13 protein-coding genes are annotated in these 13,974 nt (G+C 54.2%); 6 read left to right on the top strand and 7 right to left on the bottom strand.

Annotated elements, in window-relative coordinates:
- Positions 1 to 250: 250 nt before the first annotated feature.
- Positions 251 to 595, top strand: a complete 345-nt coding sequence (locus tag G5154_RS17610) for a helix-turn-helix domain-containing protein (protein ID WP_421263957.1) — start codon at positions 251 to 253, stop codon at positions 593 to 595.
- A 138-nt stretch (positions 596 to 733) separates the two neighbouring features.
- Here the strand turns inward: G5154_RS17610 and G5154_RS17605 are convergent, their stop codons facing one another.
- Both G5154_RS17605 and G5154_RS17600 read right to left on the bottom strand, forming a co-directional pair.
- Positions 734 to 1,459: a YagK/YfjJ domain-containing protein gene (locus G5154_RS17605; RefSeq protein ID WP_421263956.1), complete on the bottom strand. Its 726-nt coding sequence runs from the start codon at positions 1,457 to 1,459 to the stop codon at positions 734 to 736.
- Between the two features lie 645 nt (positions 1,460 to 2,104).
- Complete coding sequence (locus G5154_RS17600; RefSeq protein WP_059296207.1) at positions 2,105 to 2,308, bottom strand: helix-turn-helix transcriptional regulator; 204 nt, start codon at positions 2,306 to 2,308, stop codon at positions 2,105 to 2,107.
- A 397-nt stretch (positions 2,309 to 2,705) separates the two neighbouring features.
- Here G5154_RS17600 and G5154_RS17595 point away from each other — a divergent pair, with 397 nt between their 5' ends.
- The gene (locus G5154_RS17595) at positions 2,706 to 4,457 is read left to right on the top strand and encodes an H-NS family nucleoid-associated regulatory protein (protein ID WP_421263955.1); all 1,752 of its coding nucleotides are present in this window, start codon (positions 2,706 to 2,708) and stop codon (positions 4,455 to 4,457) included.
- A 170-nt stretch (positions 4,458 to 4,627) separates the two neighbouring features.
- Here the strand turns inward: G5154_RS17595 and G5154_RS17590 are convergent, their stop codons facing one another.
- On the bottom strand, positions 4,628 to 5,845 hold the full coding sequence (locus tag G5154_RS17590) for a tyrosine-type recombinase/integrase (protein ID WP_421263954.1): 1,218 nt from the start codon (positions 5,843 to 5,845) through the stop codon (positions 4,628 to 4,630).
- 269 nt (positions 5,846 to 6,114) lie between these two features.
- On the opposite strand from G5154_RS17590, the gene G5154_RS17585 reads away from it, so the two are divergent.
- The 4 genes from G5154_RS17585 (at position 6,115) to G5154_RS17570 (ending at position 9,700) form a co-directional block, all read left to right on the top strand.
- Positions 6,115 to 6,996, top strand: a complete 882-nt coding sequence (locus G5154_RS17585; protein ID WP_421251405.1) for a DMT family transporter — start codon at positions 6,115 to 6,117, stop codon at positions 6,994 to 6,996.
- Positions 6,997 to 7,254: 258 nt separating this feature from the next.
- Positions 7,255 to 8,073: a DUF3100 domain-containing protein gene (locus G5154_RS17580; RefSeq protein WP_421251406.1), complete on the top strand. Its 819-nt coding sequence runs from the start codon at positions 7,255 to 7,257 to the stop codon at positions 8,071 to 8,073.
- A complete protein-coding gene (locus G5154_RS17575; RefSeq protein ID WP_005349183.1) occupies positions 8,070 to 8,519 on the top strand; it encodes a hypothetical protein in 450 nt (149 codons plus the stop codon). Before G5154_RS17580 ends, G5154_RS17575 begins: the two co-directional genes overlap by 4 nt.
- The gene (locus G5154_RS17570) at positions 8,519 to 9,700 is read left to right on the top strand and encodes a M20 metallopeptidase family protein (protein WP_421244832.1); all 1,182 of its coding nucleotides are present in this window, start codon (positions 8,519 to 8,521) and stop codon (positions 9,698 to 9,700) included. Before G5154_RS17575 ends, G5154_RS17570 begins: the two co-directional genes overlap by 1 nt.
- Before the next feature lie 88 nt (positions 9,701 to 9,788).
- Here the strand turns inward: G5154_RS17570 and G5154_RS17565 are convergent, their stop codons facing one another.
- From G5154_RS17565 to G5154_RS17550, 4 genes are all read right to left on the bottom strand, one after another.
- Positions 9,789 to 10,748: a LysR substrate-binding domain-containing protein gene (locus G5154_RS17565; RefSeq protein ID WP_421244833.1), complete on the bottom strand. Its 960-nt coding sequence runs from the start codon at positions 10,746 to 10,748 to the stop codon at positions 9,789 to 9,791.
- A 135-nt stretch (positions 10,749 to 10,883) separates the two neighbouring features.
- Complete coding sequence (locus G5154_RS17560; protein WP_139394086.1) at positions 10,884 to 11,510, bottom strand: LysE family translocator; 627 nt, start codon at positions 11,508 to 11,510, stop codon at positions 10,884 to 10,886.
- 104 nt (positions 11,511 to 11,614) lie between these two features.
- Positions 11,615 to 12,109, bottom strand: coding sequence for an acetolactate synthase small subunit (gene ilvN, locus G5154_RS17555; protein ID WP_005311605.1), 495 nt, complete (start codon positions 12,107 to 12,109; stop codon positions 11,615 to 11,617).
- Positions 12,109 to 13,827, bottom strand: coding sequence for an acetolactate synthase 3 large subunit (locus G5154_RS17550; RefSeq protein WP_216980151.1), 1,719 nt, complete (start codon positions 13,825 to 13,827; stop codon positions 12,109 to 12,111). The genes ilvN and G5154_RS17550 overlap by 1 nt, the downstream gene beginning before the upstream one ends.
- Between the last annotated feature and the right edge of the window lie 147 nt (positions 13,828 to 13,974).

Genomic DNA, 13,974 nt, shown 5'->3' with positions numbered 1-13,974 from the left:
GCAAAGGGATGCCCGACCGACGAGGCGAGCCTGTCGGACTAACGGTTGTAAACGTAATGGGTTAATGGTGGTGCTGGCTGATAGCCAAATGCCACCAAGGGGATGGGTTGAGGTTAGGTCGTGTCGAACTCCTTTCGATGTTGGGGTGACTATTTCAATGAATTAGATCTAATGGGGTGATCCTCATCGCAAAGGGTCCTTAATGTCAATGAAAGTCCATAGTCAACTATTAGGGTTGACTGGAGGACGTATGACAAACATCAACTCTGAAGAGCTGGCCAAGAGCGTGGGCAAAGCGATTGGACGTCAACGCCAGCTGGCGGGGCTAACTCAGGAGCAAGTGGCAGTAAACTTGGATATAGGGATGGAAGCCGTCTCCCGGATGGAGCGAGGTCTCGTGGTGCCGACCGTAGTGCGCTTGGCACAGTTGGCTCAGCTGTTTGGCTGTGAGCTTGCAGACTTCCTGCGTGAGACCAGCAACCGCCCTACCGAACAAGGCATTGTGCTCAGCCAGCAGTTGGCCAAACTCGAGACAGCTGACAGAGAGCTGGTGCTGGAGGTGGTTGATAAGCTGGTGGCACGACTGGCGTCTTAACAGCTCGCAGTGCGCATCTGTGACTGACTGACACCCGATGCCAGGGTCAATAACTTGGGAGGCCGCGATGGCGCTCCCAAGCAGCTTCACAGCGATATCTGTTTACTCTCCCTTGATAATATCTATCTGAGATCTTTTTCAATCAAACCGACAGAACAATAACCGTGGTCTGCCAAGGCGAGGTTGGCGCGATGGTCTCTCCATGCGCCCGAAGGTCCGACGTCCGGCTGGCAATACCGCCAATACTTGCGTATCCAACTTGGTCAGATAACTCAGCGCATTAATCAGGTTTATGCGCTTGGTTGTATCGCTGTAGTGAACCATCCCAATCCCATCAGTGCCCCATCGTTGATATTCCTCCCGCCTGACTTGGCAGTTGTAATAGACCCCGCTATTGTCGGTTATATCCTCCCACAGATCCCCCAGCGCTCTACTCAGCGAGATATCTCGTTGGTGTACAGCCCCATTAAAAATGAACGTAATGTGGGTATGGAAACGTCTATCAACCCCGTACTCCAGTTTCCAGATATAGCCTACCAATGCAGGATATTTTCTCTGTATTTCTCGAAGGTAACCATTCCGGTCATTTGTCACGAGGTCTAACGTGAGCTGGTCGTAGTAGTCTTCGTGATAGCCGATATCCAATCGGATGACTAATAGCTTGGCATGCTGGTCGAATAGGCTATTAACATACGTCGCTATACTGAGCTGATTGCGACTTTCAACGCGTTTAAGGTTCTTGAGGCACTTACGGTGCGCCTTACTCTTGAGCTCTCTTATAAACGCATACAGCGCGTTATTGAGATCCCTGGCTAATTCGTCACCGACATCACTATCAAGATATCGCTCATGGATGAGGTGCAATCCATAAACCTCTCGCATATACGTTAGGAATAGCGCTACCGTTGGATGCGCTGACGATACCTCCTCATGACAATAAAAATAATCACACACTGTATCCAACGCATTAAACAGTTGGGTTGATAGCCTACGGTCAATGCAAGTGATGCGTGACTTACCAGGGGCTGAATTAACAGCCCTGACAATAGGAAGCGTTGTATTTTGGAGCTGGTCTGTTATGGATAGGATATCTAATAGTCTGACTGAATTAAACATGGTGGCCTCGCTTAGGCAGGAGTAACCCTACGCTGTGTTATAGACACACGCGTATATAGGGGCGATTGGTGGAGTGGTATTGGCTAACTATGCTGGTGGTAGCATGACCACCACATGGGAGTGGTGTAATGGTACGCGATAGTGGTAATGGTTATTGGTTGTATATGGGTGGCTGTACATAGCGTAGGAATAGTATTGAATAGAAGTGATGTTTAATGAATGGTAGTGATGTTAAATAATAAATAAACCTAAACGTGATACGTCTGCCTCACCTACGAAAATATCAAAAAACATATATAAGAGGTGATGGCTATTTCCCTAACCCATGAGCCTATCAAGGTAGGATTTATAACGCTGGAAGTTATGGAGCTCACTAGGGATGGAAAAATGCATTCAAGACTGGCTTTTACGAATAAGCCAGCTATCAACATCGTGCTCAAACCAGCCAATAGAGGACTGACCTATCTTGAAGGGTTTGGGGAATGTCTCGTCATAACGAGGAGACTTGGGATTAAGCCAGTCATAGATAGTAGACCTGGCCATGCCAATCTTGTTGGTGAGGTCCTTGATACGCAGGACTTTGATGGTGTTGTTCATGGTGTGTACTCCTGATGATGTAGTGGGTTGTTTCATCAGAAGAGCGGGCCCGTTAAAAAACACATGATTAGCTCTAGCGGGTTAGAGCCCAATAAAAACATTACATTGTAGCCAGCAACTATTTAGCATTGCATGGAAGCATGTCAGGCATTGCTTCACGTACCACTCCATCTGGGTTTTGAGTGGTTTTTTTGATAGCCATTCGGTGGCACACACCATGTAAAACGACCATTCCACACAACCTGTCAACTGCAATCATGTTATACCAAAAGATACCTAAGGCTCTTGCATGTGATGCTGGTTGAAATAATGTCAACAAGCGTGACTTACCTTGAGGTAATGCGCTATCCTGCACTTTAATTACTTTGATATTGTCTGTTTGAGTGGCGGTGAAGAGATGGCTAAAAAAGTAAAAAGTAAGTTGGCGCGCGAAATTGGAGAAGTGGCAAAAAACCAACGAAGAGTTAGTATTAGAAAGCCAGAGAGTAAAGATGATAGGCTTACATCCAGTAATTCACTCTCCGCGGGCAGCTCATCCAATGAGGGAGAAGTAGCATCCCCTAAAGCACACTTAAAACCCTCACGCAGAAGAAGCCCCAAAAAAAAGAATGAGAAAAAAAGTGAGCCCAATATATCGAGACCCTATGCAATATATGATTGCAATAATGCATGGATTGCCGCCGCCAAGCGGACAAGGACAAACATACATGGTGCATTTTTACGAGAGGGATTAGGTGAAAAAGGATTGAGTGCAGGTAACAATGCCGAGATAGATATATTTATAGCGGAAAACAAATCATCTGATGCAGTGTACAGTGACAAAAAATTTTTGACAGTCGACTATGATACATTTCTTTGCATATATGACATTCTGTGCTTTATCTCCTCTATCAGAGAATTTAATTTTCACACACCCCCTCGGATTGGTCGCCGACTCGAGACATACAACAGTCTGGAAGATTTGAACTCAGATATTCAAAGTAACGTGCAAATAGAAAATGTAAATCAACGGCGTGTATTCACCAAGGCACAAAAAAGAAATATAAAGGAGAGAATAAGGCATTTGTTGAAAATGAATGTGAGCGCCATTTTGGGACATGATGATTTTTTGCAACACTTCAATGTGCATCCAGCGGTGTCGCTTTTCGTCAACACTGTTAATGCAAACAGAATAGATATAACAAATAGCTGTGACTTTGAAAATTACTTTTCGATAGATTTGATTACTGCATTCGTTAACCGATTTAATTTGATATTCAATCAACCAGCCTATAAAAAAGCAACCAGTAAACGACTATTTAATGTGCAGGAGAACGTGAATTCAGTGATGGAGCACGCTAATGCCATCATGAAAAATGGTAGCGTTCATGCCATACGCTTTTGCCTTGGGTTCAATTGCCCGTTTGATGATGAGTATGACATTAAGTTTGAAAAGGCGTTGAAATTGAGATTGAAAACACCCTCTCAGGTAAATGACTACAGGCTAATGATGCTACGTACCGGCAGAAATGCAGTGTTTCGAAATGGTGCTAAAAACCCCATAGTGAAATACATTGATGGTTATATATGGAAGGTGGATTACTGCTCCATCAGGGGATATTACCTGCATGTGATTTTATTTTTAAAAGAGAACTGGAGCAAACATTTTAATATCATGGAGTCAATCGGTGAGATGTGGCGGGAAAAGATTAAAAATGGAGATGTGTTTTCGTATCGAGGTACACGAAGCCGCATTAACCTTCAAACGGCTACGAATCAACAAAAAATGCTTAATGATATTCACGACTTGTTTATTCAAGATGTACTTGCTTATGCAGATACTACACTATCAAGTGGCAAAAAAATTCGCACCTTTGGTAAAGGAGCACAAAAAGGGTGGGTTCTCAACTCGACGCAACAGGGTAAAACTAAGCCGACAGCACACGAGCAAAAGCTGGCTAAGTTCCAAACGCTGATGGACAAGGCTGGAATTGATCCAGCTGAACTACTTGCTGCAATCGACAAAAAAGCTAAACGAGCCCCTCGTCCTCCGAAATACCGTTACGTCAAGAATGGGGTGGAGCATACCTGGACCGGTCAGGGCCGCACACCCAAGTTCTTGGCTGAACAACTCGAACAAGGTCGTCAGCTGGATGAGTTCCTCGTCTAAATAGATAAGGCCATGCCGATAGAGTGTGGCCTACAGGCTCCAGCTCTGTAACTGCGGCTAACATGGCCAGCATGGCTGTACAGGCTGGGTAAAAATGGAGGGTACACTCGATGTAACCTCCATAGGCACAGTCTAAAAATCGAATTTAAGAAAAGAGCTGCTGTACTCCCCTATCCCACTTGTAGATGCACAATATTATTTGCCGGTTTTTCTGATGGTTTCAAAATACCTCCCCATAACTCCAGAGCCATTTTTTGTTCCGGTAACCGAACCGTATGAACATAGTGAGCCATTACACCAGGTAGGGCATGACCTAGAATTTGTTCCACGACATGGGGGGCAATCCCAGCCTCGTTAAGGCGGGTCGCTAAGCTCCTTCGCAGATCGTGCCATGTCCAGGGGGCGCTATGCCCGAGCCGCTTCCAAATCCCCCTTCCCCACTGACTTACCGCTTCTGGTCGCTTGAGTTCCCCTAGCAAGTATGGGGATGACTGTGCGGCGGCTGCTTTCAGCAAGGCGTCTATCGTCGGCCGAATAAAATCAGGTATTGGTCTCACGATTTTATTACCTGTTTTTGAGTTAGACGCTGGTACTGTCCATGTACCTTCGGCTAGATTCCATTCTTCGGGTGCTGATAGCCGAGCTTCTTGAGTTCTTGCACCGAACGACAATAGAATCTTGGCCAAATTTCCGTAGTAGCAATACGGACCTAGCTTCTCAGCCCAATCCCATAGTGTTCGCAGTTCTTCTAGCGTCAGAACCCTATCTCGCTTACTTGCTTTTTGCCCAACATCAGCGACGGTCAAGTCATCCAATGCATTACTCACTGCAAACTGTCTGACACGGCAAAACTTCAGAGCATGCTTACAGTTTTGGAAACAATACCCACTAGCCACAGGTGCTACCTTCGAGTATTCGTCAAAGACGCTCAACCAGTGACGAGTATCACAATCTGACAAAGGAAGATCTCCGATACGGGGATAGACCCACTTAGCAAATTGCTGGCGATGCTTCTCACTGTTCAACCTTTTCTTATCGGCGTGATGGCAGAGCCAATACTCAAGTGCATCTTTAACCGTGACAGGCTTAAGCCTTTCATCTTTTCCGATCCTAGTCATCAAGGCGGGATCATTGCCCTCTTCCAACCAAGCTCGACATTGCGCCGCCTTTTTCCTTGCCTCGGAAAGCGACAGCCCCCCCTCTTGGCCGGTATAGGATCCCAGAGTCAGATTTTTTGCCTTGCCTAAAATTCGATAGCGGTACACAAAGCTGACTTTTCCGCTATTCCTCCACAGAACAGATAGCCCATCCCTGTCTGCAACCTTTCTGGGTGTATCATCATCGTGACCACGCAGCATTGCTTTGAGTTTTGAATCTGAGATTGCCATTTTGAACCCACACTTGAACCCACACTTGTCTTATATACCTTAAGATGACTTTAGACAATAAATGTCACTTTAAAGATATAAATCAGATGGATAGACTAAATTTTTTGGCCGCATAAAACAGTATTAGACAGATGGTGTGATAATACGGCATGAACTGATTGCTGGCCTGATGCCGCACAAGCGGAACAGGGCAAAGATGAAAGGCGCCGGGTAGCAATACCCGGCGCCTTTCTTTATGCTCCCCTTCCCACTTCCCTACTTCAAGCGCTATGAACCGCACGCCCCTGCTGCTGATGGTACTGGTCACCCTGCTGGCTGCCGCTGGCTGGCTCTTCTCGAAAGAGGCGATCCGCGAACTGCCGCCCGCCGCCTTTATCGGCAGCCGCTTTCTGCTGGCCGCCCTGCTTTTGCTCCCCCTGGCCTGGTTGCGCGAGCCACCACCGAGCCGAGCCCAGATGGTGCGAGCGGCCGGTTGTGGCACCCTGCTTGGCGCCAGCCTGTTGCTGTGGGTCACCGCCATCAGCCAGAGCGATGCGCTCGGCAGCGGCGCCTTTATCATGAGCGTTGCGACCCTGATGGCCCCGCTGGCCGCATGGGCAGCCTTTCGGGCCAAACCCGGCCGCCACTACTGGCTCACCCTGCCCATTGCCATCGCCGGTTTGCTGCTGCTCTCCAGCTGCACCCACTGGGGCGTGTCGCTCTCGCTGTTCTGGTTTCTGGCGGCGGCCACCACCCTCGGCATCCAGCTTGCCGTCCATCGCCACTTTGCCCAATCCATTGCCCCCACCTGGCTCACCTGCATTCAGCTGGCGATGACCGGTCTGCTCGGCACCCTGCTCTCCCTGCTGACCGAGCAGTGGCCCGAGGCCGGTGTCAGCCACGGCGTCTGGGGCTGGTTTGCGGCGAGCGTCTTGATCGCCACCACATTGCGCTACTGGCTGCTCACCCATGCACTGAGCAAGATGACTACCGCTCACGCAGCCCTGATGATGCTGCTGGAACCGGTCTGGACGCTGATCCTGAGCACCCTCTTCTATAGCGAACCCCTCGGCGGCGCCAAACTGGCCGGAGCCGGACTGGTGCTCGGCGCCCTGGTGCTCTACCAACTGCCCCTGCTGCTGCGCAGTGCACGGCTCAAAACGCCCGTCTGATACGCGTCACCGCCCTGCAGGGCGGTGTCACCATCTCCCTCCTGTTTGCGTATCTTGTCCTGCCAATGCTGACGTTCTGTTAACGGCATTTAACCCTTGGTATCCATAGGGTTAAAGGGCATACCCCATGAAAAAATGCCATATGGCCAGCTTGATGAAGGTCACATTCATCCCCCGCGCCCCTCCCTATCATGCCCCCATCATCGGTCTGGACAATCCTGACGATGGCCACACATGGGAATAACAAGAGAAAAAACTATGAAGCAAACCAGCCCCCTCAAGACGGTCACGGTCAGCATATTGGCAACCGCCATGCTGATCTTTGTGGCCCAGTACCTGATAGGCAAACAGGAGATCAAGATCGGCATCGCCATCATCCCGATCCTGCCGATGCTCTTTGCCGTGATCATCGGCATGATTGTCTCCGCCAAACCGGTCAAGGATCGCATCCCCGGCTGGAAGCAGCTCTTCACCGAAAAAGAAGAGGGCTTCTGCGGCAAGATGGTGGGCTTCAGCCTGCTGATCCTGGGTACCCAGTACGCGGGGATGATCATCCCCAACCTGAAGATGATCCTGAGCGTCGGCGTGCCGCTGTTCCTGCAGGAGATTGGCAACCTGCTGCCGATCCTGATCGCCATTCCGCTGGCGGTGAAGTTCGGCTTTGGCCGCCGCGCCATCGGGGCCTGCTCCTCCATCAGCCGTGAGCCGTCCGTTGCGGTAATTCAGGGCAAGTTCGGCACCGGCTCTCAGGAGTACATCGGTGTGCTGGCCATCTACCTGTGCGGCTCCGTCATCGGCACCCTCTGGTTCAGCGTGCTGGGCAGTATCGCCCCGCTCACCGGCCTGCACCCGCTGGCACTGGCCGCCGGTTCCGGCGTGGGCTCAGGCTCCATGCTGAGTGCCGCTTCCGGCGCCCTGATCAACGGTCTCGACGAAGCACTGGCTCAGCAGGTGCTGAGTATCGCGGCAGCCTCGAATCTGCTCTCGTCTGCCCTCGGCGCCCTCTCCCTTACCTATCTGGGTCTGCCGCTCGCTGAAAAAATCTATGCCCTGACTGCCAAAGGAGAGAAAGCATGAAAAGCATCGTAATGGATATGCGGTTCGTCTTTCTGGCGATCCTGCTGGCCATGTTCACCCAGACCCTGACCACCGGCACCCCGCTCTGGCTGATGGGTGACAGCTTCGTCGCCATGTCGCTGGTGGTGTTCGCTTCGCTGATTGCCAAGCGCTATCTGCCCTCCTCCCTGCCGGCGTTTGCCTATGCCACCATCATCGGCATTCTCATCTGCCTGCCGGAGACCCCGGTGCGCGGCCTCTTTATCGACGCCGTAGCCAAGATCTCCTTCCTCTCCTGCTGCGTACCGCTGCTGGCCTTTGCCGGTCTCTCGGTGGGCGGTCAACTGGAAGAGCTGAAGAAGATGTCCTGGAAAGTGATCCTGATCTTCATGATCGTCTCCACCTGCTGCTTCTTCGGCGCCTCGCTGGTGGCCCAGCTCGGCTTCTCCATCCAAGGGATCATCTGATGAACAACATCCACATTGAACCGGCCCTGCTGGCCCTGCGCGACTTCAGTCAGGAAGTGCGCCACCATCTGCACACCATTCCGGAAGCCTCCGGCGTCGAGTTCAAGACCTCGGCCTACTGCCGCGAGCTGATGGCAGGCTTTGGCTACCGTCTCACCGACTACCCGGGCTTCACCGGTTTCCACGGCGATCTGGTGGTTGACCCTGTGCTGCCGACCATCGCCTTCCGTGCCGACATGGATGGCCTCGAGATGCACGACATGAGCGACGTTGCGTTCAAGTCGACCCACGAGGGAATGGCTCACAACTGTGGTCACGACTCCCATATGGCGATCTCCCTGACCGCAGCCAGGTTTCTGGCAGCCAACCGCGATCGCCTGCAGTACAACGTCCGCTTTATCTTTCAGATGGCGGAAGAGGATATGCGGGTACCGGGCGCCGAGAAGATGGTCGAACTGGGCTGCATGAAGGGGGTGGACGAGGTCTATGCCCTCCATAACGACGGCGCCATGGAGACCGGCACCATCAAGTTCAACCACGGTGTGATGTCCTCCTGGGGCTCCGCCTGGACGCTGGATGTGCATGGCATCTCCGCCCACGGTTCCACCCCCCACAAGGGGCTGGATGCCATCCGCGAAGCGGTGCGGATCATCGAGGATATGGACTACATCGTCGCCAAGCGCACCAGTCCGTTCAGCCCGGCCGTATTTGGCTGCGGCATGATCAACGGCGGCACCATCCCCAACGCCATCGCCGACCATGTGCAGGCGCGCGGCACCATCCGTGCCATGGATGCCGAAACCGACCAGATCCTGAAGAACAGCTTCAAGGAGATCGTGGCCCAGAGCGAACTGCGCGGCTTCAAGACCAAGATGGTCTATGCAGGGTATCCAGCGGTCGAGAACCACGCCGATGCCTGCGCCCGCCTGCTGCAAGCAGCCGCCGACGTATTGCCCTCTGAGGGGATCAATGCTCAGGGTCAGCCGATGACCGGCAGCGAGGATTTCAGCTACATGGTCAACGCCTGCCGTGGCCGCAAGGGTGCCATGTTCTTCCTCGGCAGCGGCTGTCAGGCCAAGGGGATCTGCAACTATCTGCATGCCAACCCCTACTACCTCGATGACGACTGCCTGCTGGTCGGAGCCCAGATCTTTATCAATCTGGCGACCCGCAGCGCTTAATCACGCATCCTGAAAAAACAGAAGAGAGGCCACGGCCTCTCTTTTTTTGTCTCTGTATTTTTGCTCTGTGTACGATAACAACCCGCGGCTAGAGCCACGGCAACTCCCCCATATTGGCGGCGGGCGGCTGGTTGATAAGGTGCAGCTGCACCGTCTCCCGGCTGATATGGGGGGCGTAGAGGTGGATAAAGTCATACATGTAGTCGCGCAGGTGAGCATGTTTGCGCAAACAAATATGGGTGGCGCTCGAAGCGATCAGGTGATCGATATTGAGGCTCACCAGATCCTCCCTGTCCCCCTCATCGAAGGCCACGCTGGCAATCACCCCGACCCCCATCCCGAGCCGGACGTAATGCTTGATCACGTCGGTATCGGTGGCGGTCAGCACGATTTTCGGCGACAGACCGTGGCGGCTGAAAGCCTTGTCCATCTTGGAGCGGCCGGTAAAGCCGAACACATAGGTGATGAGGGGGTAGCGGGCCAGATCCGCCATCGACAGCGGCTGACAGTCGATCAACGGATGACCATGGGGCACCACCACGCTGCGCCCCCAGCGATAACAGGGGACGGCGGCCAGCTCGTCGAACAAATACATGGACTCGGTGGCGATCGCCATATCCACATCGCCGCTTTGCACCATCTGAGCCAGTTGGGCAGGTGCCCCCTGATGGAGCTGGATCGCCACATCGGGATAACGACGGCTGAACTCGGTAATCACCGCTGGCAGCTTGTAGCGCGCCTGGGTGTGGGTGGTGGCGATACGCAGCACCCCGCTGGTAGCCAGTTGCTCCCCGAGCGACAGCTGGTTGATCTGCTCCACCTGCGCCACTACCCCCTTGGCCAGCTCCATCACCTGCTCGCCTGCGCTGGTCAAGCCGACCAGATTCTTCCCCTTGCGGGTAAAGAGGGCGAGCCCCAGCTCATCTTCCAGCATCTTCATCTGCTTGCTGAGGGTTGGCTGGGAGGTGTAGAGCTTCTCCGCCGTCGCCGAGATGTTGAAGTTGTTCTTCACAATCTCGGTAAAGTTCTTGAGCCGGGCGATGTTCATCTGGGCAAGGGATCTCGCTGCTGCGGCCAGTGGGGCTGACCTGAAAAAGAGAGAGCGGGGCTGGCCCCGCAGCTGACTGCCGACCATATCACAGCGCGGCGCATGATAATCTGCCCCAGGTCAGAAAGCCGCGCGCTAGTCGCTGGCGAGCTTGATCCCGAGCCCGACAAACAGGGTGCCGATGCCCCGATTGAGCCAGCGACCGAGACGCTGTGACAACCGCACCCTGTGGCTGGCATAGACGGTGGTAAAGACCAGCAGGTGACACCAGATGATACCGCCCAGATTGAAGATGCAACCGAGCAGGATAAAGGCGAACGCCTTGTCGGGGGCATCCGGTGCGATGAACTGAGGCACGAAGGCGAGGAAAAAGAGCGCCACCTTGGGGTTGAGCACATTGGTCAGCACCCCCTGCCGGTAAATCTGACCATAGGAGAGGGCTGGCAGGGTGGCCCCTCTCTCCATTGCACCCGTAGCCTGCTGGCGCAGCAGGGAGAACCCCAGATAGATGAGGTAGATGGCGCCAGCCAGCTTGATAAGGGCAAACAGTTCGGCCGAGGCGCTAAGCAGGGCCGACAGACCGAGGGCCGCCGCCAGCACATGCACCATGACACCGGTGCCAATGCCCAACGTCGCGACCGAACCGGCACGCCACCCTTGCGAGCCGCTGCGCAGCATGACCAGCAGGGAGTCGGGCCCCGGCATGATATTGAGCAGCAACCCCGAGACCATAAACAGTGCAAGATCATGAATACCGAACATCCCCCCTCCCCTCGTAAAGAAAAACCAAACAAAAAGGGCTCCGCAGAGCCCTCTTTTCTTTCACTCTGTGGCAGCTGACGCATCATCAGCTGTCCCGCCAGCCATCAGGGCCGCAGCGCCTTGTCCGCCCGCGAGATGCCGCAGACGCCGGAGCGCACCACTTCGATGATCTCGTTGGTCTGGGCGGCAGTCTTGATAAAGGCATCCAGCTTCTCGCTGGTGCCCACCAGCTGTACCGTGTACTGCTCGGGGGTGACGTCGACGATCTGGCCACGGAAGATATCCGCCAGCCGTTTCAGCTCGTCACGGGCCCCACCGGCGGCGCGCGCCTTGACCAGCGCGATCTCCCGCTCGATATGCTCCCCTTCGCTCAGGTCGCACACCTTGAGCACATCCACCAGCTTGTGCAGCTGCTTCTGGATCTGCTCCAGCACCCGCTCGTCCCCCATGGTGACTATGGTCATGCGCGACAGGGTGGGATCCTCGGTCGGCGCCACCGTCAGGGTCTCGATGTTGTAGCCGCGCTGGGAGAAGAGACCCACCACGCGGCTCAGGGCGCCGGATTCGTTCTCCAGCAGTACTGAAATGATGTGTCTCATCAGGTTCTCTCCGTCTTGCTCAGCCACATCTCATCCATGGCGCCAAACTTGATCTGCATCGGATAGACGTGCTCATCCGGGTCGACCGAGATATCCATGAACACCAGCCGATCCTTCATGGCGAAGGCTTTCTCCATGGCGCTCTCCAGCTCGGCCGGATCGCTCACCGCGATACCGACGTGGCCGTAGGCTTCCGCCAGTTTGACGAAGTCCGGCAGGGACTCCATGTAGGAGTGGCTGTGACGACCGCCGTAGAACATCTTCTGCCACTGCTTGACCATGCCCAGCGCACGGTTGTTGATGGAGATGATCTTGATGGGCACCCCGTACTGCATGCAGGTAGAGAGCTCCTGAATATTCATCTGCACCGAGCCGTCGCCGGTGACGCAGCAGACCACCGCATCCGGGTTGGCAAACTGGGCCCCCATGGCGGCCGGAATACCGAAGCCCATGGTGCCGAGCCCCCCTGAGTTGATCCACTGGCGCGGTTTGGCAAACGGGTAGTAGAGAGCGGCAAACATCTGATGCTGGCCGACGTCGGAGGCGACGAACGCCTGCCCCTGAGTCACCTTGTAGAGAGTCTCGATCACCTGCTGTGGCTTGATCTGGGTGGACGATTTTTCGTAAGCCAGGCAGTGACGGGAGCGCCACTGGTTGATCTGGTTCCACCAGTCCGCCAGCGCCTCCTTGTCGTTATCGAAGCCACACTCGCGGACCACTTCCAGCATCTGCTCAAGCACGGTTTCCACCGAACCGACGATGGGCACATGGGCCTGTACCGTCTTGGAGATGGAGGTGGGATCGATGTCGATATGGACCACGGTGGCATCGGGGCAGAACTTGGCCACGTTGTTGGTTACGCGGTCATCGAAGCGGGCCCCCACGGCGAAGATAAGATCCGCATTGTGCATGGTCTTGTTGGCTTCGAAGGTACCGTGCATCCCCAGCATGCCGATAAATTGCGGATGGGTGCCGGGGAAGGCCCCCAACCCCATCAGGGTGGTGGTCACCGGCAGATTCAGCAGCTCCGCCAGCTTGGTCACCAGATGATCCGCGTTGGCATTGATGGCACCGCCGCCCACGTACATCACCGGGCGCTGGGCATCCACCAGCAGCTTGGCAGCTCGCTTGATCTGACCCTTGTGACCGGATTTGGTCGGATTGTAGGAGCGCAGAGAGACCGTCTCGGGATATTGGTAGGGGAATTTCTCTTTCGGGTTCTGCACATCTTTGGGCAGATCCACCACCACCGGCCCCGGGCGGCCGCTGGCGGCAATGTAGTAGGCCTTCTTGATGGCCTCGGGAATATCGCTCGCCTTCTTGCACAGGAAGCTGTGCTTGACCACCGGACGGGAGATACCGATCATGTCGGTCTCCTGGAACGCATCCTCCCCGATCATGCTGGTCGGCACCTGGCCGGAGAGGATCACCAGCGGAATGGAATCCATATAGGCGGTGGCAATACCGGTAATGCAGTTGGTCGCTCCCGGGCCCGAGGTCACCAGCACAGTCCCCACCTTGCCGGTGGAACGGGCGTAACCGTCCGCCATGTGAACCGCGGCTTGCTCATGCCGCACCAAGACATGCTCCATCTTGCCGTTTTCGAAGAGAGCGTCATAGATGTCGAGCACTGAGCCACCAGGGTAGCCGAAGACGTGCTCAACTCCCTGATCTTCCAGCGCTCTAACCACCATCTGGGCGCCTGATAACATCTCCATGATAAAGCCCTCCAGGCTTTGCTCCGTTTAGCGAATCCCGCCGACGATGCCGTGCTTCCCGGCACGGCCCGATCCGTTTCTTGTTGTTATCTGAATGCAGATCGGCCCAATTCAGCCCCGTCGACAGTAGAAAAAAAGGATTTTTCC

The organism is Aeromonas sp. 600527, assembly GCF_049175415.1.
GTDB lineage: Bacteria > Pseudomonadota > Gammaproteobacteria > Enterobacterales > Aeromonadaceae > Aeromonas > Aeromonas veronii_A.
The sequence above is the reverse complement of the archived record's forward strand: the minus strand, read 5'-3'. Positions and strand labels throughout refer to the sequence as shown.